A 24,131-nucleotide genomic window follows, 5' to 3' on the forward strand; every position below is an offset into this window, starting at 1 on the left:
ATTAGAGGGAAACCCGTAGAGGGGGACCAACACGAAAGCGTCGAAAACCGCCCCGCAAACGCAGTCTTTCCAACCAGCGCCAGTAGATGAGCCAAGCGAAGCCGTACCAGCTCAAACCGAAGCTAACGAGCCAGAGCCAGCAGAGGCAGATGGCAAGTTTTACCCATTTTCTTGGTGGAAAGCTGGCCTGTCAGCGTTTCTCCTTTTAATCGGATTTACTGATTTTGGCACGGCTCTAGGAACCAGTCTTTTCTTTATCATCTCCTCGGCGTGGTACCTGATAATGTCCGTCATCTATCGCGATAAACTGCACAAACGCCGTTGGCTGTGGGTGTGGGCGGTGGCGTTTGCCTGCCTGATCATCTTTTCGCGGCTAAGCCTAAAGCTTGGCCAGCGCCTTGGTGATGCCCTCCTGCAGCGTGGCCCGTGACTGCTTCATCGGATGCGCAATCGCACGCAGCCCCATGTACGCAATCTGGTCCGCCGCGCGGTTGAGCGGATCGCCCGCATGGCCAAGCACGCGGCGGATTTCCACCTCGCATTCGCCCTCGACGTCTTTCCAGGCCTGCTGGAAACGCGACCGCGCACCTGACGTCACGCCGCGCCACGTCCGCCGCGAGCGCACCGCCTTCGACTGCTTATTGCGCAACTGCTCCACTGCTTCGAGCGCCGCGACCGAGTCGCTTTCAATAATCGCCTTCTTTGCACCCACCTTGAGCAGGTACTTCAGCGCCAAGGTCAGCGATTCCAGCTCGAGCTCGTCAGTACCCGCCTTAGTCTCGCGGGTGCGCAGCCGGTAGTCGCCATTGCCCGCCACGAAGCACATGGAGCCCTTGAACACGGTGTCGGAGGAGGCGTCGGTAGCAATGCGCACCGTGGCGCCCTCCGGCCATGATGACGCCTGCGAGAAGTTTGGCCACCAATGTGCCTTCGGGGTCTCTACCTGCGTGGACTCTTTCTTCCGTGGTGCCTCGCCCAACTTCTTGGCCTTACGCGCGGTCAGGCCCGCTTCCTTGCGGCGCACAGAGCTCGCGCTTTTCGACGCCCTATTTTCCTCCGCAAAGCTGCCCGTCACCGTATAACCGCGCCGTTCCAGCGCCGACCGCAGCGCATTTTGCCGGCGCCCCGTGACAATCCAGACTCGGCCGTTCAGGTTCTTCGTGGCCTTCTCGAACTCGCGGATGGCAATCTCCACCACGTCGCCGCTCTTGGTCTGGCCCTTGCGTATGAAGCGAGTCTGCCTGGTGTTTACTGCGATGACCCAGCCATCAACAGTGCCGCCCGGCGCGGAGTCCCAGCGTTCGTCCCACAGTGCGATCGCCACATGGACCGGTGCGTTCACCATAGAGTCGGTGATCTTCCGAGTGCCATACGTACGGGACTGCGTGCCGGTGAGCGCGCTGAGTTCGAGCGGTTCCATCGTCTACTAGTAAACCATCTGCGCCCGACACCAAGCTGCTCGGGCTCAACCCGGCGCTAGCGGTGGGCGTCGACGCCGCGGGCATGGCCGCCTCCCTGGCCAAGACAGTGCTGATTCCGGTTAAAGAAAAAGTCGCGCACTAGTCTGTAATAATTCCGAGCCTGCTGCAACATACTCTATGTGAAGTATGTTCCAGCAGGCTCGTGGAGTTTTATTTGTCCGTCTTAACCTTGCCCGGCGCGCGAAGGCGGGAGTTCTCCCGGCATTTTCGCGCGCATTATCCTGCCGTCTTGGCGTTCTTAAGGCGTCGCGTGCCGCAGGAGTACGCTGAGGAGCTGGCTGCCGACGTCTTCGAGCGCGCCTGGGCCAACTTCGACACCCTGACAGGGGAGAACCCGCTGCCATGGCTCTACGGCATCGCACGCAACGTGATGCGCGAGTTCTATCGCTCGCGCCGCGAGTTCGAAAACCTCGACGACTTCGACGGCGCCCTTCCCGATGAATCTGCTGCCGTTGACTTGTCCCTCGACATCAACCGCGCCCTGCTGCAGCTTCCTTATGTCGAGCGCGAGATCCTCACTCTCTTCGCCTGGGAGGAGCTCACGCAGGCCGAGATCGCCGAGGTCCTCGGCATCACCCCTAACAACGTCCGCGTGCGCCTGCACCGCGCCCGCACCCACCTTTCCGAGCTCACCGGAGGCCACGATGACTGATCCGCTTTTCCAATTACGCGCCGCAAATCCGGTGCCAGACGCTGCGCTTGACGACGCCGCCCTTACCCGCTCCGAGGCGGTCCTCAGCGGCATCGTCGATTCGGGGTCACGCCCGCCGTGGAAGGCCGTGGCCGCGGGCATCGGTGTCCTAGCTCTGGTCGGCGGGGTCATCCCGTTTGTGAACCGCAGCGAGCCGGTCGCCGTGGCGGAGGTGCTCACGCACGCGGGCGCGGCTGCCGCCGCGCAGCCCGACGCCGCGGACAAGGGCGTGACCTCAAAGGAGTACCTCAAGCGCGTGGACACCGATGGCTCGTCTACTGCCACGACCGAGTACTCGGTGGGCGTCGACGGCACTGTGAACATCTCTTCCCAAGGCGAGCTGCCGGGGTTCGACCCGCAGCCGGTCATCCCCGCAGAAGACCTCATGGCGGCCACCGACCGCGCTGGGCTGGAAGCTCTTGCGGATCGTTTCCCCAACCGCGCCCTCGGCGCGCTGCAGCTGCTGCTGCAGCCGGGTTTGAGCAGCGAGCAGCAGAAGATTGTCTACGACATCCTGGCCGCCACCGACGGCAACGACCTGGCTTCGACCTCGCAGGGCTCCGACGACGGCGTGGGGGAGGACGGCCTCATCAGCGTCATTCGCGACGCTGACCACGTCAGCTTCTCCATCCTTCCGGCAACCGGTCAGCTGGTCCGCGTGGTCGGTCTGGTCGGCCCCAACGTGACCACCACCGTGGAGGCCACGGCCATCTTGGGCTGCGTGTCCGTCACCGGCCTGGAAGGCCCCGACAGCATTTCTCTGGCCTGCGGTGATAACAACTACCTGGTCAATGACCTCAAGTGGTCCACCTGGGGCGCCGATGAGGCCACGGCTGAGGGTACGGCCGTGGAAAACGACTGCGACCCTTTCTGCGCGGAGGGCAAGTTTAAGCAGACGCCGGTGCGGGTGGTCGTCGACAAGCGGGAAGCCTGTGGTTATAACGCCAAGGTGTACTCGCGCATACGTGTCATCTACCCGGACCACGAAGAGGTTGAGGAGATTGGCTGTGCGTAGCGGCTAGGTCAGTTGGCGGAGCGCGAACTGCCCGTACATGTCACCGAGCTCCTCGGCGGTGTACGGGCCATCGGGGCTAAACCACGTGGCCACGCCGATGCCCATGTCGATGAGCGCCCAGCAGGCAATCTTGAGGTTCTCGGCTTGGAAGCTGCCCTCGTCGACGACGTTCATCCAACGCGCCACATAGTCGCGGCGCAGCTGCAGGACCACGGACTTGTGGGGTTCTTCGAGGTTGTTGAGCTCGTTGTTGACCACGCGGACGCGCTTGGCGTGGGTGGCGTGGAAGATGACGTGTGCGCGCATCGTGGCGAGGATCTTTTCCTCGGAACCCGTGACCCCGGCGAGCGCCGCGGCGTTGGCACGTAGGAGTTCCTCCATGGCGGAGACGGTGACCTCGGCGAGCAGCTCTTGCTTGGACTTGTAGTGGTTGTAGAGGCTCGATGCCCGCATGCCCACTGCCTTTGCGATGTCTTCCATGCCGGTGCCGTGGTAGCCGCGCTGGTCAAAGAGGTCGAGGGCGGCGGTGGCGATTTGGCCGCGGCGCTTCTGGTTAGCCATGGTGGTGTGCCTTTCGCTGGGTACGTTCTCTTGACAGGCGGTGAGGTGTGTATCACAATAGCAGACTAATAGTGATTCGTACCGGAGGCCCGTAATGTCCAATAATCTCTTTGATTCTACAACTGACTTTCTCGGCGCGTTCGACGGTATCAGCGCCCAAGATGCCGAGGTCTGGGCACGTGCTCGCTCGTTTCGTGAAGATTGCCTTCCGGTTATCAATGGGCATTGGGAGAAAAGCGAATACCCCCTCGAACTCGTGCGCCGCTTAGGCGAGCTCGACCTCATGACGGACGGCCTTGACGTTCCTGGCCACGAGTCCATGACCTCACTCGGCGCGGGTTTGGCGCTCATGGAGGTCACGCGTGCCGACGCCTCGATGGGCACTGTCGTTGCCGTGCAGGCCGGCCTGGCTATGCGCTCCATCGCGATGCTTGGCTCGGAGGAACAGCGCTCCCGCTACCTGCCGGCGATGGCGTCGTGCTCGCTGCTCGGCGCGTTTGGTCTGACAGAACCGCTGCACGGTTCTGACTCCATTGCGCTGGAGACCACCGCGGTCCGCGACGGCGATTCCTGGGTTCTTAACGGCGAAAAGAACTGGATCGGCAACGGTGCTTCCGGTGGCGTGACCGTGATTTACGCCCGTATGGAGGACGGAAACGTGGGTGGCTTCATCGTTCCGCAGGACGCGCCGGGCTACTCGGCCACGGTGATTACTGGCAAGCTGTCACTGCGCGCTATCCACCAGGCGCACATCGTCTTGAGGGATTGCCGCATTCCTGCCTCCAACCGGTTGCCCGGCTGCCAAACGTTTAAGGATGTCTCCCGCGTACTGACTGCAACGCGCATCGGCGTCTCGTGGATGGCGTTGGGCTCGGCCGTGGCTTGCTATGAAACCGCGCGCAACTACGTCATGGAGCGCGTCCAGTTCGGCCGTGAGCTGGCAAAAGCGCAGATTATCCAGCAGCGCTTGGCCAACATGGTGCTGGACCTCAACCAGATGATGCTGACCTGCCGCGAGGTTGCCGCTCGCGAAGAGGCCGGCACGCTCACCCCGCCGCAGGCTTCCGCGGCGAAGCTGCACAACACCCGTGCTGCGCGACGCATTGCTTCCGACGCCCGCGACATGCTCGGCGGCGTGGGCATCCTGCTAGAAAACGACATCGCGCGCCACTTTGCCGACATCGAGGCCATGCACACCTATGAGGGAACCGACACCGTGCAGAGCCTCATCATGGGCAAGGTCATTACGGGTTTCTCGGCCTACAAGTAGCAGCCTGCCCGCGCCCCGCTTGGCATGCGTGCCGCCTAGCGCTCTCGCACCTCGCTTGACGCTCGCTCCACCCCTTACCGGGTTTGGTCCCATTGGTTGGGTTTCTTTAGGGGGTAAAGAAACCCTTAGGAGCCATTGCGCGGGAGTCGGTTCTCGTAAAACTACCCAACCAACGGGACCGCTAGAGGAGGACCAAATCGCGGCAGCTGAAACCGCCCATTCGCCAGTAAGAGGCCAGCCGCTGAGGCACCAGCCGGCAGACGGCCTCGAAAGCGCCAACTCCCCCTAGGGAACACTGCTTCTATCTGCACAAATGCAGAGTTATCCACAGGTAAAAAATTGACTCTAGACACGGGCGCACGCGCTTGGCGAACATTGTTGTATGACTCAAACACAACGACTCATTCACTTACGTCCACTGTCCAACGATCACCACGTGTGGGAGCAAATAGCCAATGGCGAGCTTCTGCGAATAGCGCCCTGGGTCGCAACCCCGCGGGATTACTTCGAGCAATTACCCACTTACGAACGCCAGCGTCTCAAAGTGATTGCCGCGGGCAAAAGCGTGCACAAAGCCATCATGATAGGAAAGTCAGCAGCCAGGCTATGGGGCCTTTGGGTCCTCCCGCCTTTCGACGAAAAGATTGAAATGGCCAGGCAGTCCAAATCGCTGCCAGTCAAGACGAAGATTCCAGCCGATTACGATTACCGCAAGACGCACCTGCCAGACAACATGGTTTCCAAGCAGCTCGGCACCCGTTGTACAACTGTGGCACGAGCGTGCATCGACATTGCAAGGCACCATTCCTTCGAAGAGGGACTCGTTGCCATGGATTCGGCGCTCGCGAAGGAACTCACCACGAAGGAGGAGCTGCGCCGCACGCTGACCGCCATGGGTCGCGTGCACGGTGCCCCGCAGGCGCGAAAGGCGATTGAGCATGCCATCGCGCACTCGGAATCGCCTTTCGAGTCCTACTTTCGAGGCATCGCTATCGCGGAAAAGCTGGGAGAGAAGGTGGTTGCGCAGTACTTCATTCCGCCGAACTTCCGCGCAGACACATGCATTGACGACGCCGTCGTGATCGAGATCGACGGTGCCGTCAAGTACGACGGCTCGTCGTTTGGCAAGAGTGCCGAGCAAACAATCGTGGAGGAGCGACGACGCGAGAAGCTGATTCAGAACCGTGGCTTCATCGTGCTGCGATACAGCCCACGGGAACTGCTCACGGAGAGAGCCCGTGTAGTGCGGGAGGTGCGCCAGGCGCTGGAAGCTGCCCAACAGCGAGGATGGTCCCAGTCTACTGGTCCCTTTACGAGTAAGAAGGCCGGCTAAAACCCGCTAGGTGGTCCCTTTACCCCGTAAAGGGACCCAACCTATGGGACCAATCCGAAAGAAATGGTGGGGGACAGGTCCGCGGGCTAGTTGTGCAGCGGCTTACGCGTCGCCGCCATGTGCTTGGCGCGCTCGACGTTCGCGGGCAGTAACACCAGCGGCACATCGAACTCCACCTCACGGTCGGCGAACTCGTTAAAGCTCAGCGAGCCCTCACCGGTGTACATCTGCGCCAACTTTGCTGCGATGACGTGGTCGTTTTCAGTGGCATTCTCCAGGGGCCACTCGCGGTCGAGGGCAGGGCCGGAGTAAAGGTCAATCGCGTCATCGGCAGGTGGGGCGTAGCCCTCAATGAGCGACTCCGTCTCCGCGATGGCACGCGCCAGGACGTGGTCAGGGGACATCAATACGACGTCGTCTGCCGCGAGGAAGCCCTGTTCCTTGGCCATGAAAGCGTTGGGGAAGGGCTTGGTCGAGGTGATGAAGTCGAAGGCTTTCTGGTGGTAGTCGGCCACGCCAGCTGTGCGGAGACGCTCCAGTGCGGAAATCGTGCCCGACCAGCCCGGATAGAGACCCACGTTGAGCTCTGGGAAAGCCAGCTGGCTATCTGCGTGCGCCACGATTCGATCGCAGGAAAGGGCTAGCTCTAAGCCGCCGCCTAGGGCAACACCGCGCACCGCCGCGACCACGGGAACCGGCGCGAACTTCAGCTGGCGCAGCGTGTTTGAGCCGTCCGCAATGAGCTCTTTGACGCGTTCAGCAGAGCCGGACTCGCCCGCCGCGGCAATCGAAGCCAAGTCCGCGCCCGCGCAGAACACCGGCGAATCGTTGCCCACGACTAGCGCCTGCAAGCCGTGTTCGTCTACCGCAGAGACTGCAGCACGAATGACCTCAAGAGCGGTGGTCGGCAAGGAGTTCATCGGGGTATGGAAGTCCACGATGCCGATTCGTCCCGCTTCGGTTTCTAAAGCATGCACCGCGCCGGCGGGCAACGACACTACGGTCTCGAGCGCCAGCGAACGCAGACTCTCGACACCCTCGCGGGCAGGCAGTGGCCGCAGCTTGCCGTCAGCGCTAAGCACCTGACCGTCAGCAAAGAATCCACTGGCCTTGGCTGCCGCATCTACCAACGCCGGCACGTCTTCACCGTAGGCGGAGGCAACCCACTCGATGCCGATGGCGTCGGCAAGCGCGAAGATGCCCTTCTTCCAGCCGAAGCCGAGGGTGAGGCCGTCGTCGATAAGCCCGACGTGCGCGGCGATTTCCGGTGCTACCTCGCAGCAATAGCGCAGCGTATCGAGGAAAACCGCGCGGGCAAAGCGGCCGCCCGGCGAATCTGTGTCCATGACCTCGCGCGGATCCTTGAGCCCTATGACTGGGTCGTCCGGTTGGGTGCGTGCCACGTACTCATAGTCGGAGTTGATGACCTCGTCGCGCCCGCGGTAGAAGCCGCCTTCGCCAGTGCGCCCGGTCAAACCGCGCTCGACCAGACCCGCGATGAAAGCATCCTCGCCGAGCGGAACCTTCAACATCGGGTCGTCGGCAGGCAGCGCGGTTTCTAATGAGTTCCAGATGGGCCCCACCAACTGCAAACCGATGTAGTCGAGTAGCCCGAAGATGCCGGTGCGGGGGATGCCGAAGGCGCGGCCGAAGGAGGCGTCGGCAAGCTCGTAGCTCACGCCGAACTCGCGTGCGCGGGCAACGCCGGCTGCCATCCAGTAGCAACCCACGCGGTTGGCAATAAAGCCCGGGGTATCGCGGCACTCGAGCGCAATCTTGCCCAGGGTTTGTTCGATAGTCGAGCGCAGCGTGGCCTCGGTCTCACCGGAAGCGATGAGCTCGACCAAGCGCATGACCTTGGGCGGATTGAAAAAGTGGGTGATGGCGAAGCGCTCCTGGCGTGCGACCGGAACGCCGTCCTTGAGGCGAGCGAGCGGGAGGGTGGAAGTATTCGAGCTGAGAATCGCTGAAGGCTTCAGATGCGGCTCGATGGCTTGGTACAAGGAGTGCTTGGCTCCCAGGTCCTCGAAGATGGCCTCGATGATCCAATCGCGGTCTTCTAACAACGCATAGTCGGCGGAAGCGCGCACGCGTTCGGCGTCTTGGGGGAGATAAAAGCCGCGGCGCTTCAACTGTATATCGACGCCTTTCTGCGCGGACTCGACGTTTTGATCGAGCAGGACGACGTCGAGGCCCGCCGACGCACACAGCGCCGCGATGCCCGAGCCCATGGAACCCGCGCCGATGACGGCAACCTTGGTGATTGACATTTACTTCGCTCCTTCGTTCTCTATGATCAGCGTGATGCCTTGCCCGCCGCCGATACACATGGTGACCAGGCCATAACGCTTGTTCAGCCGGCGCAGTGCATAAGCCAAGCGGGTGACAAGTATGACGCCGGTGGCGCCAACCGGATGGCCGTGGGCGACGGCGCCGCCGTAGATGTTCGTCTTAGCCGGGTCGAAACCAAGCTCGTCTTGCACCGCGATGGCCTGGGCAGCAAAGGCTTCGTTGGACTCGATGAGGTCGATATCGTCCAGCTTCAGACCGGCCTTTTTCAGGGCTTTTGGCACTGCAGCGATGGGGCCTAAGCCCATGCGGGTGGGGTCGACGCCTGCGATGGACCAGCTGACGATCTTCGCCAGAGGCTTTAGTGAACGCGCCGCCAACTCCTCTTGGCCCGTGAGCACCACTGCGGCCGCGCCGTCGTTGATGCCGGAGGCATTGCCCGCAGTTACGGTTCCGTCCTTGGCAAAGGCAGGCTTGAGACGCGCCAGCTTGTCGACGCTCGTTTCCCTCACGTGTTCATCAAAGTCAAGGTCGCCTACGGGGACCAGTTCTTCGGCTTGGATGTTTTCTGCTTGCGCCGCCGCGGCGCGGCGCTGTGATTCCGCTGCGAACTTGTCCTGGCGCTCGCGGCTGATGGCGTAATCGCTGGCGATGTTTTCAGCCGTTACACCCATGTGGCCTGTCCCGAAAGGACAGGACAGCGCGCCGGTGAGCCAGTCGTAGAGCTTGCCGTCACCCATCTTCTTGCCGCTGCGCATTCCGTCGACGGAATAAGGTGCCTGGCTCATGGACTCGACGCCGGCGACTAGGGCGGTGGTGCCGTCACCAGATTGCAGAAGCTGGGCCGCGGAGATAATTGCCTGGACACCTGAGCCGCACAAACGGTTGACTCCGAGCGCGGTTGAGGAGTCCGGCATTCCGACGCCGAGGGCTACCTTGCGGCCGATGTAGAGATCGCTTGGAACTACCGGCAGGACGTTGGAAGCCACTGCCGTATCGATGTCTGCGGCCGGAATTCCCGAACGGTCAATCGCTTCGCGAGAAGCGAGCGTGCCGAGTTCCGTCAGTGATAGACGAGAGAGACTGCCACCGAATTTACCGATGGGCAAGCGTGCCGCGCTGGCGATGTAGACATTCTTGGTCATGTGTAGCCCCTAAGAATACGAATCACTATTAGTTAAAGATGAATCCTAGGTCACAATTCTGGAATGTGCAATGGTGTATTGGAAATAAAGTTGGTGGGCTGGGGTAGAGGGGGTACCTGCCCATAAGGCTGTGAACTGCAGATTTAGAGTGAATGACCGTTTTTCTTTCCAAATTGTTCAACAACACCTTAAGATGATGCACATCACATAACGATGCGACCCGCGTCACGAAAGGACAGCCTAGTGAGTGCTGAAACAGCTGCAGCCGTCAAAAACCCGCCCAAGGGTATTGGTGCCATGGCCGGCGCCATGTTCCTCATGGCCACTTCCTCCATTGGTCCAGGCTTTTTGACCCAGACCTCCGTCTTTACCGTCCAGATGGGCGCGGCCTTCGCCTTCGCCATTTTGTTGAGCATCGTCGTGGATATCGCGATTCAGCTCAACGTGTGGCGTGTCTTGTGCGTCTCCGGCATGCGTGCAAACGAACTGGGCAACACCGTTCTGCCAGGCCTCGGCTGGTTCCTTGCGGTGCTCGTCTTCTTGGGCGGCATCGTCTTCAACATCGGCAACATCGCCGGCACGGGTCTTGGCCTTAACGCGATGCTTGGCATCGATGCCCGAATCGGCGGCGTCATCGCAGCGGCGATTGCCGTCTTCATCTTCCTGTCCAAGCGCGCCGGCATCGCGCTTGACCGCTTGGTGGCTGCCCTCGGCGCCATCATGATTCTGCTCATGCTCTACGTTGCCATTGTGTCGCAGCCACCAGTAGGAGAAGCGCTCAAGAACACTGTGATGCCAGAAGAGATTGACTTCTTCGTCATCACCACGCTGATCGGCGGCACAGTCGGCGGCTACATCACCTTCGCCGGTGCACACCGCCTCATCGACAGTGGAATGTCTGGTAGTGAGCACATCAAGAACATCACCACTACCTCCGTAATGGGCGTCATCATCACCGGCATCATGCGTGTGCTGCTCTTCCTGGCGGTCCTCGGCGTCGTCAGTACTGGCGTAGCACTGTCTGAGGACAACACCGCGGCAGATGCGTTCCGTCAGGCCGCCGGCGAGTTCGGCCTGCGTGCCTTCGGCGTGGTGCTCTTTGCGGCAGGCCTGTCCTCGGTCATCGGTGCGTCCTATACCTCGATCTCCTTCGTGACCACACAGAAGGTCGCCCCGCGTACCCGCAACTTCCTGACCGTTGGTTTCATTGCGGTCTGCACCTTGCTTTTCCTGCTTCTAAACTCCGCTCCGCAGAAGCTGCTGATTTTCGCCGGCGCATTCAACGGCATCATCTTGCCTATCGCGTTTGCGATGGTGATGTGGGTTGCTTACCGACGCCGCGACCTCCTCGGCGATTCCAAGTACCCCACCTGGTTGCTGGTGCTGGGAACCTTGGCCCTGCTCCTAGAGTTCTACATCGGTTTTAACTCTTTCTCCGGAATCATGAAGCTCTGGGCTTAGGGGCCATAGTCGATGTCTTACACAGCGCGCTCTTCCTCGATGCAGCCTGCTAACGTACGGGCGCATGCACGGCAGAATCAGATGGTGACCACCGCAGGTTTCGCTGATGGCTTCATGCAGGCGAACCTGCTCGCCGTGCCGCAGGAATACGCATTCGACTTCCTGCTGTTTGCCCAACGTAATCCGAAGGCGTGCCCGATTGTGGGCGTATTAGAGGCGGGCCAATACAGCTCGGAACTGCTCGCCGGTGGCGACATCCGCACTGACATTCCGGGCTACCGCATCTTCCGCGACGGTGAGCTGACCGATTCCGTGGAAGACGCCACCGAGTTCTGGACTGAGGACATGGTTGCGTTCCTCATCGGCTGCTCGTTCACTTTTGAGTCGGCGCTGCAGGAAAATGGCATCACGCTGGCCCATATCGAGCAAAGGCGCAACGTCGCAATGTACCGCACGAACATCGCGACTGTGCCGGCAGGCATTTTCAGCGGACCGCTGGTGGTCTCCATGCGGCCGATTCCCGCATCTCAGGTTGCCGACGCCGTGCGCATTACCTCGCGCTACCCGTCGGTGCACGGAGCGCCGGTGCATGTGGGTAACCCTGAGGCTATTGGCATTGAGGATCTTTCGCGGCCTGACTTCGGCGACGCCGTGGACATCCCAGAGGGTCACATCCCGGTGTTCTGGGCATGCGGCGTGACACCACAAGCAGTAGTGATGAACTCGAAGCCGCGCTTGGCGATTACCCACCAGCCCGGCAAGATGCTCGTCACCGACGCGCGTGACGTGGACTATCAAGTGCCTTAAGCCCGGTCTGCGGCTGCGCTTGCGGCTTCCTCCGCAACTGCTACGACCGGCCGCGCGGTTTGGTTCCATTGCTTGGGTTTCATTGGTTGGGTTACTTTACGAGTGGCCGGTGCCGGAAAACTCGGCTTACTGGTCCCTTTACCCCACAAAGGGACCCAACCTATGGGACCAAACCGCAATGGGGGGCAGGGAAGCCGCCCCGCCAAGCCACCCCAAGCTAGATGACCGCGAGCATCTTCTCGCAGGTGCGCAGCAAGCTGTCGTGCAAGAGCGCGGCAGCTTCTTCGCGTTTTCCTTCGGCAACGAGCTGGGACAAGCGAATGTTTCCCTCAATGTGCTCAGCATGCAAGGTGGGGTAACGCGGGATGACGAGCAAGAAGCTCAGCCGCATCCGTGCGAGCAGGTTGTTCATCTGCTCGTTAAGCGTCGGGGAATTAAGCGACGCCACCAGTGTGCGGTGAAAACGCTGGTTGATGTTGGATACTTCTTGGTCCTCACCGCGTTCCTGCGCGGCGCGAGCAGAAGTGACAAGCTCAATCAACGCTGCTGGGTCGGCGAATTCGCCCCACAGCACACCGGAGGGCTCGATAGCGGCACGTGCGATGAACAGGTCACGCACGTAATCGGCATCCGGCGTCGCAATGAAGACGCCTCGGTTAGGGATGCGCTCCACGAGGCGCTGCGCAGCGAGCTCGGTGAAGGCCTCGCGGAGAGTATTGCGGGAACAAGAGAAGCGCTCAGCGGCTTTCACCTCGCTGAGCTGTTGGCCAGGCATGAACTCGCCGGCCGAGATGCCATCGCGAATTTTCGACGCCACGGACTGAGAAAGCATGCCAGACAGCTTAACTCATTGGGCGCGGAGGCCGCTCGAAAAAGAAGGTCACGGCCACTAGTCGATAGTCGCGATAACCTTCGACGGATCCAAGCGGTCGCCTTCCTTGGCCAACAGCTTGATGGTGCCGCCGCGTGGAGCCTTTACAACAGATTCCATCTTCATAGCCTCGATGGTGGCGATGTCATCGCCTTCTTCGACGGTGTCGCCGTCGGCAACGTTCCAGGCCACGAGGTTGGCGTCGTAAGGCGCGGTGACAGCACCCTCCGTGCTGTCGCCCTCACCGGCAGATTCTGCGTTGCCTGCCGCGCCAGATGGTGCAGCGCCGGCAGCCACACCGGAAAGCAGACGCTCTGGCAGACCAACGCTAACCAGCTTGCCGTCGATTTCGATGGCCACCTGGGTGCGCTTGGCATAGATGGCTTCCACCGGCGCGATGTGGCTCGTAGCCTCTGCAGAAGGGCGGTAGTTGTGGTCCAACCAGTCGGTGTAGATACCGGCTTGTGCCTCAGCATCGCCGTGATCGGCCAAGACCTGGGAGGAGACCATGTCGCGGTGGAAAGGCAGGACGGTGCGCACGCCTTCGATATCGAACTCCTCGAGCGCGTGCTTTGCACGAGCCAGGGCGATCTCACGAGTTGGGCCCCACACCAGCAGCTTGGCAATCAGTGAGTCGTAGTATGGCGGCACGATGGAGCCGGAGCGCACGCCGGCGTCAACGCGGATGCCAGGGCCCGTCGGCGGCTCAAAGCGCACGATGGTGCCAGGGCATGGCGCAAAGCCGTTCAGGATGTCCTCGGCGTTGATGCGGAATTCGAAAGCGTGGCCGGTGGATTCCGGATCAGTCGAGATAGAAAGTGGCTCACCCGCTGCGATGCGGAACTGCTCGGCAATGATGTCGACGCCGGTGACCACCTCAGTGACTGGGTGCTCAACCTGCACACGGGTGTTGACCTCGAGGAAGGAGATGGTGCCGTCCTCAGAAACGATGTACTCCACGGTTCCAGCGCCGGTGTAACCCACCTTGGCGCAGATGGCGCGTGCGCCTTCGTGGATGCCCTTGCGCTGTTCGTCGCTAAGCGCTGGGGCAGGGGCTTCCTCGATGAGCTTTTGGAAGCGGCGCTGCGTGGAGCAATCGCGGGTGCCGAGCACGGCGACGTTGCCGTGGGTATCGGCGAGGATTTGCGCCTCGACGTGGCGTGGGTGAGTCAGGAACTTTTCCACGTAGCACTCTGCGCGGCCGAAGGCTTCCTTAGCCTCGCGGCCTGCAGAGTTGAAGGCCGCCTCAATGTCTTCCAGGTTTTCCACGACCTTCAGGCCGCGTCCACCGCCACCATATGCAGCCTTGATGGCAATCGGCAGACCGTGCTTTTCAGCGAAGGCGCGGGCCTCCTGCCAGTCGTCGATGGGGTCGGAGGTACCAGGAGCCAGAGGAGCGCCGACCTCCTCGGCCACGCGGCGGGCCGCAATCTTGTCACCAAGCAGCTCGATGGATTCTGGAGTTGGGCCAATCCAGGTCAGGCCCGCACTGGCGACGGCGCGGGCAAAGTCAGCGTTTTCAGAAAGGAAGCCATAGCCCGGGTGGATGGCATCGGCGCCGGCGCGAACCGCAATGTCTAGCAATGCCGGGACGTTCATATAGGTATCGGCCGCGGTGTTGCCGGGCAGGGCGTAGGCCTCGTCGGCCACGCGGGTATGTAGGGCGCCTGCGTCTGCCTCGGAGTAGATGGCGATGGAGCGAATGCCCAGATCGCGGGCGGCGCGAGCGATGCGGACGGCGATTTCGCCGCGGTTTGCAATAAGGACTGCAGAAATCATGATTAACCTTTAAATAGTTGTAGCGAGTTCGAAGCGGACCGTGGCTCCCGGTGGAAGCTGTGCGGCGATATCAATGTCTTCTTCGAGGACGGTGGCAATAACGGGGTAGCCGCCGGTGACGGCGTGGTCACGCAGGAAGACTACCGGCTCACCCGATGGCGGAACCTGGACAGAGCCGGCGACCATTCCTTCACTCGGAAGCTCGCCGGAGCGCGCACGTGACAAGGTCGCATCGTCGCTGGCCCTAAGACGCAGGCCGACGCGGTTGGACTGTGGAGTAACTTCCCATTCGGTATTTAAGAATTTCTCGAGGGATTCCTTGGTGAACCAGTCATCACGCGGGCCCAGCACACAGCGCAGCACGCCCTCGGTCTGGCCACGGGACCCTTCGGTCACGCGCAGCGGGTTCGTTAGCTGCGCGTCGGTCATGGCGGTAGAACGCGGCAACACACCGATGATGTCGCCTAGGCGCACCGGCGCCGGGCCCAGCCCGGAGAGCACGTCGGTGGACGCGGAGCTCAACTCGCTATCGGCAACGATGCCGCCGCGGATGGCGATGTACGAGCGCATGCCGTAGGTGGCGGGCTCGACGCGCACGGTGGAACCCGCGGTAACTAGCACGGGGCGCGCGAGGTGCACCGGCATCTCCTCGAGGACCACGCGGGCCTGGGCGCCGGTGACGCAAATGACGGTATCGGTGAGGGCACGCAGGCGAATGCCGCCGATGTTTTCCAGCACTGTCGCACCGCGCGGGTTGCCCACCGCTACGTTGGCGGTGGCTGCTGCTGCCTGGTCAGCCGCGCCCGAAGGGGTAACGCCTAAGTTGCCACGACCCGGGCGGCCTTGGTCCTGGAAGAGGGTGACAAGGCCTGGGTCGATGACTTCCATGCGTGGCAGGCGCGCCGGGGTACGGCGGCCAAACGGGGTGGTGGACACGATGTCTGGCAGGGAGCTGACGGCACGGTAGCGCACGCGGTCGCCGGGCTGCACCAGCGCCGGCGGCTGCGCATCCGATTCCCACATCGGGGTCGAGGTGGTGCCTAGCAGCTGCCAGCCGCCGGGGGAGACGCGCGGGTAGACCGCGGAGAAGTTACCGGCGATGCCTACCGCACCATTCGGCACCGCGGTACGCGGGGTAGAGCGACGCGGGATGTCGACGCCGCGGGAGGCATCTGCCGGGGTGCAATACGTAAAGCCTGGGGCAAAGCCGCCGAAGGCAGCAAGCCACTCGGTTGAGGTATGCCAGTCGATAAGCCCCTCGCGAGACATACCGAGTAGGTCGGCAGCTTCGTCCAGATCCGCGCCGTCGTAAAGCACGTCGATCTCCACCAAGCGTGGCTCCTCCACGGAGCGTGCGGAAGGGCGGAAATCCTCCAAGAGCTCGGCGGCGGCATGCGCCGAGTTTGGGGTATTAAAGGTGAGCAATAGGGTAGTCGCTGCGGCAATCGCATCGACTTGGTCTTTCAGCGGCTGTGCAGTAAGTGCCTCGTGCCAGGTCATGACCTGGGAAAGATCATCCAACTCCACGAGCAACGCGCGGGTTCCTACGGGGTGAATGTGCATTAGATAAAGCTCCGGATCTCAATGCCACGGGCATCCAGCTCGGCTACCACGCCGCGTAGCATCTCCACGGCGCCCGGGGAGTCGCCGTGGGTGCAAACGGACTGCGCATCTACGCTAAGGACGCTGCCGTCGATGGCGGTGATGGCGCCGGTTTCTGCCACCTCGAGCACGCGCTTTACGACGTCGTCTGCCGAGTGCAGCACAGCATTGTCCTGCGTGCGCGAGACCAGGGTGCCGTCGGGGTTGTAGTTGCGGTCGGCGAAGGCCTCGCGGATTACAGTCAGGCCGCGTGCCTCGGCGACGTCGACTGCCACGCCGCCCGGTAGAAGCATGACCGGAATATCTCCAAAGGCCTTGATACCGTCGATGACTGCCTTGGCCTGGGCCTCGTGGTGAACGATGGCGTTGTACATCGCGCCGTGCGGCTTGACGTAGCTCACGCGAGTGCCGTGTGCGCGGGCCAGCGCCTCAAGCGCGCCGATTTGATAGGTGACTTCGTCTGCCAACTCAGCCGGGTTGTAGTCGATGAAGCGACGGCCGAACGCGGCTGGGTCGTTGTAACCCACGTGTGCACCAACGACGACGCCTGCCTCTTTAGCTGCGCGGACGGTGCCGGCGATGGAGTGTGGGTCACCCGCGTGGAAGCCGGTGGCGACGTTGGCAGAGGAGACCAGCTTGAGCATCGTTGCGTCGTCTGCGACTGGATTGCCTGCGGTGGTCTCGCCGAGGTCGGCATTGAGATCAATAAAGAGCTGGCTCATACACTCAAATCCCCTTTTAAAATTGTTCAACAATCTATAGGCGGACAGTGTATCGTGCGTCACGCCACTTTGTGAAGTAGGACGCCATTTTTGAGTAAGAGCGGGGGTAGTCACGCTGTATCGATGTGCGTGACTACCCCCCGATGATGACGGTGGTGGGGCTGGCGGGGTATGCGGCGTCAAGAGTGCGTTCTCTGCAAGCGGTGACCGGGCGGACATAAGGTGGGATCTATGACGCAGCTGTATGAATCTTTGGAAACGTATCTGGAAAAGACCAAGGCGCAGCGTGAGGAGCTTTATAAGTGGTTCCACCAGCACCCAGAGCTCTCGCTGCAGGAGGCCGAAACCAAGGCACGGATTATCAAAGAGCTGGAGACGCTTGGCGACGTCGAGGTAGTCGACGTCGGAGCCGGCGTCGTCGGAATCCTGCGCAACGGCGATGGCCAAACCGTGGCGATGCGGGCCGATTTTGACGGCTTGCCGGTCAAGGAAGACTCCGGCGTGGACTATGCTTCCACTGCAACGCAGATCTCCGCTAAGACGGGCGCGGAAGTTCCGGTCGGGCACATGTGCGGCCACGACATGCACACCACGTGGCTGCTGACCACCATCGCATTCCTGGCAGAAAACCGCGAGCAGTGGTCCGGCACTTTCGAGGCAGTCTTCCAGCCTGCCGAGGAGATTGCCGAGGGCGGCAAGGACATGGTTGCGGCGGGAATCACGGGCAAGATTCCGGTCCCCGATGTCATGCTGGGCCAGCACGTCATGGGCGCGCTGCCGCTGGGGCATGTTGCGACCAACGAGGGCATTAGCTTCTCCCAGGCTTCCACTGTGAAGGTAACTGTGCGCGGCGTCGGCTCGCATGGCTCCATGCCGGAGAAGGGCGTCGACCCAATCGTGCTTTCCTCCTCAATCATCATGCAGCTGCAGACAATTGTCTCCCGTGAGCTACCGGCCAGCGAGCGCGCGGTGGTTTCCGTGGGCACGATTCACGGCGGCACGAAGTCCAACGTGATTCCGGATGAAGTTGTGTTCGAGCTCAATACCCGCTGTTACTCGCAGGAAGTCGAAGACCACATTCATGCCTCGATCGAGCGCATCGTGAACAATCAGGCCGCCGCGGCGGGCGCGCCGGAGCCTTCCTTCGAATACTCCGATCGCTTCCCAGTGCTGGACAATGACCGCGATGTAACTGCCAAGGTCACCGAGTCTATGCAGACCTTGTTGGGGGAGGAGCGCACGGAGACCTTCGCGCCTTTATCGGCCTCTGAGGATTTCCCGGATATCCCGAATGCCTTTGGCACACCGTATTGCTTCTGGGTTGTCGGCGGCTTCCCAACTCCGGAGAATGCACCGGGCAATCACTCTCCGCAGTTCGTCCCTGAGCTGCACCCCACCCTGGAAGCAGGTGCGGAGGCCACGGTTGCTGCGCTTTGCCCTTGGCTGACGGTTTAAGGAAGCTGCGCTTTTAGATCCGGGTAGGAAGGCTGGGCGCCGCGGCCCAGCGCGGCGAAGGCACCGACGCGGGCGGCGTGATGGGCGGCGTCGGTAAGCGTGGCCCCTTGTAGGAGCTTCGCCACGAGCGCGCCTGTGAACGCGTCGCCGGCGCCCGTTGTGTCCACCGCTTTGATCTGTGGGGTGGGAATTGGCGTGGTGCCCTCGGCATCGGCCACGATGGCCCCGCGCGGTCCAAGCGTTAACACCACCGCGGCAAAGCCTTCGGCGCGCAAGCATTCTACGAGTACCTCCGGTTCATCGCTCGGCGTCTGCGCACCCAGTTGCTTGAGCACCAACCCCGCCTCGTGTTCGTTAACCACGAGTGGGTCTGCCTGTAGGAGCGCCTGCTTATCGACGTCTACCACCGGCGCTAGGTTCACCACCACGCGGGCGCCTACCGCGCGTGCGAGTTCGACCGCCTTCTGGAATCCTGCGGCGGGAATCTCGCCCTGTAGTAGCACCAGGTCTGCCTTGTCCATTGCCCGCGCGTGCTGTTGAACGAACTTAGCGTCCACCCGCGCATTCGCGCCGGGGACCACGACGATGGTGTTCTCGCCGTCGGCTGCGACCTCGATTACCGCAAGGCCCGTGGTAGTGGAATTGAGGTGTTCGACGTGGCTGAGATCGATGCCCGATGCTTCTAGCAGTTTCATGGCTGGGCCTGCGTAGGCGTCATCGCCGACTGCACCCACGAATGAGACGCTGGCGCCTTGGCGTGCCGCAGCTACCGCTTGGTTTGCGCCCTTGCCGCCGGCGAGGATGTCGCCGCCACCGCCTATCAGTGTCTCGCCCGGGGTGGGGTGGCGCTCCACGTTAATCATCAAGTCGGCGTTGATGGAGCCGACGACCACGCAGCGCGGCTGTTTTGCAGTCATGATGTTTCCTTTGTGTTTGTGCCTTGTGTGGTCCCTTGTGTGGTCCACTCTAAGAGTCCGCGTCTAGGCTTGGGGTGGCGCAAGGGCACAATTTGCCAAATAGTGGGGTGATTTCGGGGAGTTTTGGCGCCTTGTTTGGCAAATTGTGCTGGCATGACGCTAACGGACGTGCGCAAAACTGGGAAAGCCGCTCCCTATCTTCCAGCCCCTGAGAAGGGAGCTGAAGGAAGATGTGGAGCGGCTTATCTAAGCAGCGGATGCTTGAAGGGCTTAGAAGGTACCCTTAGCCTGCTTGCCGAAGTCGTCGACGGTTGCCTTGCGGGAGTCAACGTTCTGGTCGTTAGCCTGGGAGTTGTCGCCTTCCAGACGGCCAATCTGGGTTACCTCGATGTAGTTGTGGATGCGGCCTTCCTTGGTGTCGCCATCGCCGAAGTCGAGGTTTGCAACGCGAACCTTCTCGCCAGCGTTGATTGGGTTAGCCAGGGTGACCTCGAAGGTGCGGGTGGAGGTCTTCTCGTTGAAGCCCAGGTCGCGGATGTGAGCGCCGTTGGAAGAACGTGGGGTGATGAGGCGGTCAACGCCCTTCGGGCCCTTGTCGGTCTTCACGTCAACGCGGTACTGAACTGCAGGGAAGGTGCCGTAGTAACGGTCAGAGCCAACGTTTTCCAGCTGCAGAGCAACGGTGCCTGCGAAACCGGAGTGCTTAGCGCCGGAGGTGGTGAAGAAAGGCTTCAGGTCGAGCTTCTGCTTCTCGTCAGAGTTCTCGTCCTTCTTTACCTCTTCGAGCTTTGCCTTGTCAGCTTCCTCTTCCTTCTTAGCTTCAGCCTCGGAAACAGGTGCCTCGGTTACTGGAGCCTCATTGTCCTTGACAACCTCAGCGTCAGCCTTTGGATCCTTGTCCTCATGCTTAACCTCTTCGGTATTCTGTGCGTCCTTGTTAGGAGCGAAGGAGTCAGCGATGTCGTCGTACAGCTTGACGCGAACCTCGTTCTTGACTGGCTGCATTGCGGACCAAGCGGTCGGGGTGGACCAGGTGCCGTTGGTCTTGCAGTACTGCTGGGTGCCGGTCATGTTCAGAACGCGGAAGCCGTAAGTTGCTTCGCCGGTGTGGTTTGGCGGAACGTCGTAAGGTCCGATGGACTGGCCAGCCTCCCAGGACAGAGAGTAGGAAGCGGAAGCGCCGAGCTTGGTAGCGATCTCGTGGGAGATGCCTGCGGAGCCCTTGGAGTTCTTGCCGGAGACGTCGCCGCCCAAGTTCATGGAGGTGGTGCTGGTGCGGTCGCCGTTGACCTCCAGCTGGATGGACTGAGACTTGGACAGATTCTGCTGTAGCGGAATGTCCTTCTTAGTCTGGTTGGTGGTGGAGATGGTGCCAGCTGGCATGAAGGTGTCAGTTGCCTTGTAGACAACGGTGCGGTGGTCTTCCCATGGGTTGCAGACCGGGCGCGGGTTAAGGACGTTAGCCTTCTTGTGATCTGAGCCGTGGGTGGTGTGGATGATTGGCAGCTTGGCGTTGATGGCCGGAGTCTCTGGGTAGGACTCGGTGATGGTTTCAGCGTTAGCTGCTGGCATCATGAGCGTGCTGCCAGCGATGGCAAGACCGGCGAACAGGCCGGCGGAGCGACGACGGAAAGACATGTTCAGTTCTCCTCGAATAACTGGAGGTGGACGTATTTTTGGCGAGTTACGCACGGCGAATACGTTGGCGGTGCGTGACGAAGACCTACGCTAGCGACTGATTTCCAGCAACGCACTATAGAAATGTATTGACAATTAAAGATAGAAATTCACATAGGTGTCATGAACAATGTGAACGGTTTCGGTGGAAAATTGACGCTAACTGGGAATTTTCCGAATTGGGACTGCATCGTGCGAAAAGTGTTCTTGTCCGAACGGACATAAACTAAAGTATGATTACTTTCGGGGGTAATCCTTATGTGGAAAATGGCTAACTGACAGTCCTTGAAAGGCGAAAAATCCGTTTTGTTGGCTCAGCCCCGCGCTTCAACTTGGGGTAGTCTGTGCGAATTAATGCCTGGGATGTATTGTCACGTGGCCCATAACGCCCAGTGGTGAGGGTAACACCATGCGGGCTTATGTGCTCGGCTAACAGCATTTGGAAACCAGACAACCTTAATAGTTCAAATGCCATAACCTGAAATCATGAGCGCCAAATCTCCAGAAAACCTCTTGCTTTATCTTCCTGAAGAGCAAGAACGAGCCATCGCCGAGCTATTCGACGACCTCGTCCGGCGCGGCCTGCCACGCCAGAATCAGCGCCCGCACATCACTATTACTTTCGCCCAATCCATGGCCCCCGAGGCAGTGGAGCTGGCCGCTGAACTGCTTCCGCCGCTATTGCCAGCAACTTTTCAACGGGTGGGAACCGTAGTATTCGGAACGCGCTCGAAGCAATCAATCGCCTGGCTTTTGGAAACAACCGATGAGTTCGAAGCAGCCGCCCGGGAGATTAGCGCGGCCAATCCTGAATCACGAGGGGCCCGCTGGACCCCGCATCTAACGATGGGACTTCGCATCCCGCGCGACGAGGTCGGCCGCTATATCGACATCCTCGATGCTGCTACAAATGAGGCCACCCGCACCGCTGCACGCAGCGGCGGGCACTTGCTGAAGGAATTTACTGCGGCCCAAGCTGCGTACTGGCGGCCGGCGACTGAGGAATTGCGGGTGCTATGAGGATATCGAGTGGCGTGACGAGCACCCGCTAAGCGGGGAGATTTAGCGTTCTAGGCTAGGAACTAGTGCGCCTGTACAGGAACAGCGACTGCATCGCCCACCAGGTCGATGACCTCTTCGCGAGTGTCAGCATCGCGCAGTTGAGCGCGGAATTCTTCCTTCATCAGGCGGCGGGCCAGCTTCGACAGAATCTTGAGATGCTGATTGCCGGAGCCTTCCGGAACAGCGATCAGGAATACCAGGTCGGTTGCCTCCTCGCCCTCGGCCCACTGAATGCCGGGCTTGGGAAGACGGGCGAAAGCCAAGGTTGGGCGCGTAACTCCCGCAGTGCGGGCGTGCGGGATGGCAACGCCATTGCCGACGCCGGTGGAGTGTTGCTCTTCGCGGGCTAGTGCGGCGTCGACAAGCGCTTCGGCGTCGGAAGTGCGGCCGGCGGCTGCGATGGAAGCGACGAGCTCGCGAATGATGTCCTCGCGGTTGGTACCACGCGTGGTCTCAAGCGCGACCGTATCGAGCAGAAGCAGGGCATCGCTATCGCTGGCGCCTTCAGCAGGAGTTGCTTCCGACGCTGCGGCCCCCTTCTTGGCGGTGATACCGACGAGCAGGAGGATAAGCGCGGCGTCGACAAGAATGCCGGCCGCCAGGCCGATGATGAATCCGCCAACGTTGTCGACGGCGCCCAGCAGCGCCACGATCGGGCCGCCGTGCATGACGTGATCCTCGACGCCGAGCTGTCCCGCGATGGCGCCCGCGACGGCACCACCGATGACGTTAGCTGGAATGACCTGCAGCGGACGAGCGGCAGCGAGCGGAATCGCGCCTTCGGTGATACCGAACATGCCCATGAAGAGGGCGGCGATACCGGAATCGCGCTCTGCCTTGTTGAACCAGCTGCGGCGAACCAAGGTGGCGATGCCAACGGCTAGCGGTGGCACGGCAATCGCCGTTGCCGCCATGCCCATCGGGGCGGCATTGCCGGCAGCGATGAGGCCACCGCCAAAGAGGAATGCGGTCTTGTTGAAGGGTCCGCCCATGTCGAAGGCAATCATCGCACCGATGACAGCGCCTAGGACAAGCACGGAAGAACCCTGCATGCCGGCGAGGTACTCCGTCATTGCCTCAAAGGCAGCGGCGACTGGATGGCCGATGATGTAGATGAACGCCAGACCCACGATGAGTGTGGTGAGAATCGGAATGACGATGATGGGCCAGATCGGTGCGACGTACTTGCCCACTGGAATCTTCTTGATGGCCAGGGCAATATAGCCGGACAAGATACCTGTGATGATGCCGCCAATAAATCCGGCACCCGCATCCGATCCGTAGAGCGAACCCGTCGTGGCGATAAGGCCGGTGATAAGTCCCGGGGCAAGACCTGGGCGGTCCGCGATGCCCACGGCGATGTAGCCGGACAAAATCGGCACCATCAAAGAAAACGCCAGGGCACCTAGTTGATTAATGGTGAACCAGAAGCTTCCTTCCGGAATGGCGATGCCCTCCGGGGTTGGCGTGCCGCCGATCGACAGCGCGACCGCGATGAGTAGACCACCCGTGACCACGAAGGGGATCATGTGGCTGACGCCGTTCATCAGGGACTTATAAAGCGTCTGGCCAAAGCTACGCAGACCCGAATCGGCAGTACCTTCCGTGCGGCTTCCCACCGGGGTGGCGCTCTCTGCGGTATCACGCCGGGCCTCGGCTGAAGTTAGCGCCGTTGCCTCCAGCGCGCGGCCCAGCAGCGCCTCCGGGTGGCTAATGGCTTCGTCGACGCCGGTAGCTACGAGCCGCTTGCCGACGAAGCGGTCCTTAGCCACCACCGTATCCGCCGCGATGACAACGGCATCTGCCGCATCGATGTCTGCCTGCGAAAACTTCCCCTCGACTCCAATGGAGCCGTGAGTTTCCACCTTAAGCTCGTAGCCCAGCTTCTGCGCCGCGGCCTCAAGGTTTTCCGCCGCCATGTAGGTATGTGCGATTCCCGTTGGGCAGGCCGTGATGGCAAGCAGCCGCGGCCTTGATTGCGATGTACTCATAA

General features: G+C 61.2%; 19 protein-coding genes. 8 read left to right on the forward strand and 11 right to left on the reverse strand.

Annotated features, from left to right (window positions below; genetic code table 11):
* Positions 1–379: 379 nt before the first annotated feature.
* Positions 380–1,420: a ribonuclease HI gene (locus tag QKB66_RS09520; protein ID WP_248092362.1), complete on the reverse strand. Its 1,041-nt coding sequence runs from the start codon at positions 1,418–1,420 to the stop codon at positions 380–382.
* A gap of 203 nt (positions 1,421–1,623) precedes the next feature.
* Here QKB66_RS09520 and QKB66_RS09525 point away from each other — a divergent pair, with 203 nt between their 5' ends.
* Together QKB66_RS09525 and QKB66_RS09530 are read left to right on the forward strand one after the other, a co-directional pair.
* Positions 1,624–2,133: a sigma-70 family RNA polymerase sigma factor gene (locus QKB66_RS09525; protein WP_311517718.1), complete on the forward strand. Its 510-nt coding sequence runs from the start codon at positions 1,624–1,626 to the stop codon at positions 2,131–2,133.
* Positions 2,126–3,187, forward strand: a complete 1,062-nt coding sequence (locus tag QKB66_RS09530; protein WP_248092356.1) for a hypothetical protein — start codon at positions 2,126–2,128, stop codon at positions 3,185–3,187. The genes QKB66_RS09525 and QKB66_RS09530 overlap by 8 nt, the downstream gene beginning before the upstream one ends.
* A 3-nt stretch (positions 3,188–3,190) precedes the next feature.
* Here QKB66_RS09530 and QKB66_RS09535 read toward each other — a convergent pair whose 3' ends face one another.
* Entirely contained in the window at positions 3,191–3,748 is a 558-nt protein-coding gene (locus QKB66_RS09535; protein WP_248092354.1) for a TetR/AcrR family transcriptional regulator, read from the reverse strand.
* A gap of 94 nt (positions 3,749–3,842) precedes the next feature.
* Here QKB66_RS09535 and QKB66_RS09540 point away from each other — a divergent pair, with 94 nt between their 5' ends.
* Positions 3,843–5,018, forward strand: a complete 1,176-nt coding sequence (locus tag QKB66_RS09540; protein ID WP_414253186.1) for an acyl-CoA dehydrogenase family protein — start codon at positions 3,843–3,845, stop codon at positions 5,016–5,018.
* 382 nt (positions 5,019–5,400) lie between these two features.
* The gene (locus tag QKB66_RS09545) at positions 5,401–6,351 is read left to right on the forward strand and encodes a DUF559 domain-containing protein (RefSeq protein WP_248092349.1); all 951 of its coding nucleotides are present in this window, start codon (positions 5,401–5,403) and stop codon (positions 6,349–6,351) included.
* An 86-nt stretch (positions 6,352–6,437) separates the two neighbouring features.
* Here the strand turns inward: QKB66_RS09545 and QKB66_RS09550 are convergent, their stop codons facing one another.
* Both QKB66_RS09550 and QKB66_RS09555 read right to left on the reverse strand, forming a co-directional pair.
* Positions 6,438–8,621, reverse strand: coding sequence for a 3-hydroxyacyl-CoA dehydrogenase/enoyl-CoA hydratase family protein (locus QKB66_RS09550; protein ID WP_282440057.1), 2,184 nt, complete (start codon positions 8,619–8,621; stop codon positions 6,438–6,440).
* Positions 8,622–9,785, reverse strand: a complete 1,164-nt coding sequence (locus tag QKB66_RS09555) for an acetyl-CoA C-acyltransferase (protein ID WP_414253187.1) — start codon at positions 9,783–9,785, stop codon at positions 8,622–8,624.
* A gap of 297 nt (positions 9,786–10,082) precedes the next feature.
* On the opposite strand from QKB66_RS09555, the gene QKB66_RS09560 reads away from it, so the two are divergent.
* Positions 10,083–11,246, forward strand: a complete 1,164-nt coding sequence (locus QKB66_RS09560; RefSeq protein WP_414253234.1) for an NRAMP family divalent metal transporter — start codon at positions 10,083–10,085, stop codon at positions 11,244–11,246.
* Positions 11,247–11,258: 12 nt separating this feature from the next.
* Positions 11,259–12,053: a putative hydro-lyase gene (locus QKB66_RS09565; protein WP_414253188.1), complete on the forward strand. Its 795-nt coding sequence runs from the start codon at positions 11,259–11,261 to the stop codon at positions 12,051–12,053.
* 217 nt (positions 12,054–12,270) lie between these two features.
* Here QKB66_RS09565 and QKB66_RS09570 read toward each other — a convergent pair whose 3' ends face one another.
* From QKB66_RS09570 to QKB66_RS09585, 4 genes are read right to left on the reverse strand one after another with little or no spacing between them, the layout of a single operon-like run.
* Complete coding sequence (locus QKB66_RS09570) at positions 12,271–12,885, reverse strand: GntR family transcriptional regulator (RefSeq protein ID WP_248092347.1); 615 nt, start codon at positions 12,883–12,885, stop codon at positions 12,271–12,273.
* A 57-nt stretch (positions 12,886–12,942) separates the two neighbouring features.
* Positions 12,943–14,703 (reverse strand): acetyl/propionyl/methylcrotonyl-CoA carboxylase subunit alpha, encoded by a 1,761-nt coding sequence (locus QKB66_RS09575; protein WP_061920870.1) that lies wholly within the window; start codon positions 14,701–14,703, stop codon positions 12,943–12,945.
* Positions 14,704–14,712: 9 nt separating this feature from the next.
* Positions 14,713–16,266, reverse strand: a complete 1,554-nt coding sequence (locus QKB66_RS09580) for a 5-oxoprolinase/urea amidolyase family protein (protein WP_062041948.1) — start codon at positions 16,264–16,266, stop codon at positions 14,713–14,715.
* Positions 16,266–17,027, reverse strand: coding sequence for a LamB/YcsF family protein (locus tag QKB66_RS09585; RefSeq protein WP_248092344.1), 762 nt, complete (start codon positions 17,025–17,027; stop codon positions 16,266–16,268). Before QKB66_RS09585 ends, QKB66_RS09580 begins: the two co-directional genes overlap by 1 nt.
* A gap of 231 nt (positions 17,028–17,258) precedes the next feature.
* Here QKB66_RS09585 and QKB66_RS09590 point away from each other — a divergent pair, with 231 nt between their 5' ends.
* Positions 17,259–18,482, forward strand: a complete 1,224-nt coding sequence (locus QKB66_RS09590; protein WP_248092343.1) for an amidohydrolase — start codon at positions 17,259–17,261, stop codon at positions 18,480–18,482.
* Here QKB66_RS09590 and QKB66_RS09595 read toward each other — a convergent pair.
* Both QKB66_RS09595 and QKB66_RS09600 read right to left on the reverse strand, forming a co-directional pair.
* On the reverse strand, positions 18,479–19,399 hold the full coding sequence (locus tag QKB66_RS09595; protein WP_311517705.1) for a ribokinase: 921 nt from the start codon (positions 19,397–19,399) through the stop codon (positions 18,479–18,481). The two genes, QKB66_RS09590 and QKB66_RS09595, sit on opposite strands and share 4 nt — an antisense overlap.
* 270 nt (positions 19,400–19,669) lie before the next feature.
* Entirely contained in the window at positions 19,670–21,037 is a 1,368-nt protein-coding gene (locus QKB66_RS09600) for a hypothetical protein (protein ID WP_248092340.1), read from the reverse strand.
* 525 nt (positions 21,038–21,562) lie between these two features.
* Here QKB66_RS09600 and QKB66_RS09605 point away from each other — a divergent pair.
* A complete protein-coding gene (locus QKB66_RS09605; RefSeq protein WP_311517704.1) occupies positions 21,563–22,096 on the forward strand; it encodes a 2'-5' RNA ligase family protein in 534 nt (177 codons plus the stop codon).
* Between the two features lie 62 nt (positions 22,097–22,158).
* On the opposite strand, the gene QKB66_RS09610 is transcribed toward QKB66_RS09605, so the two are convergent.
* Positions 22,159–24,129 (reverse strand): fructose-specific PTS transporter subunit EIIC, encoded by a 1,971-nt coding sequence (locus QKB66_RS09610; RefSeq protein ID WP_414253189.1) that lies wholly within the window; start codon positions 24,127–24,129, stop codon positions 22,159–22,161.
* Between the last annotated feature and the right edge of the window lie 2 nt (positions 24,130–24,131).

It is taken from the genome of Corynebacterium sp. c25Ua_89 (assembly GCF_047459735.1).
GTDB classification, from domain to species: domain Bacteria; phylum Actinomycetota; class Actinomycetes; order Mycobacteriales; family Mycobacteriaceae; genus Corynebacterium; species Corynebacterium simulans.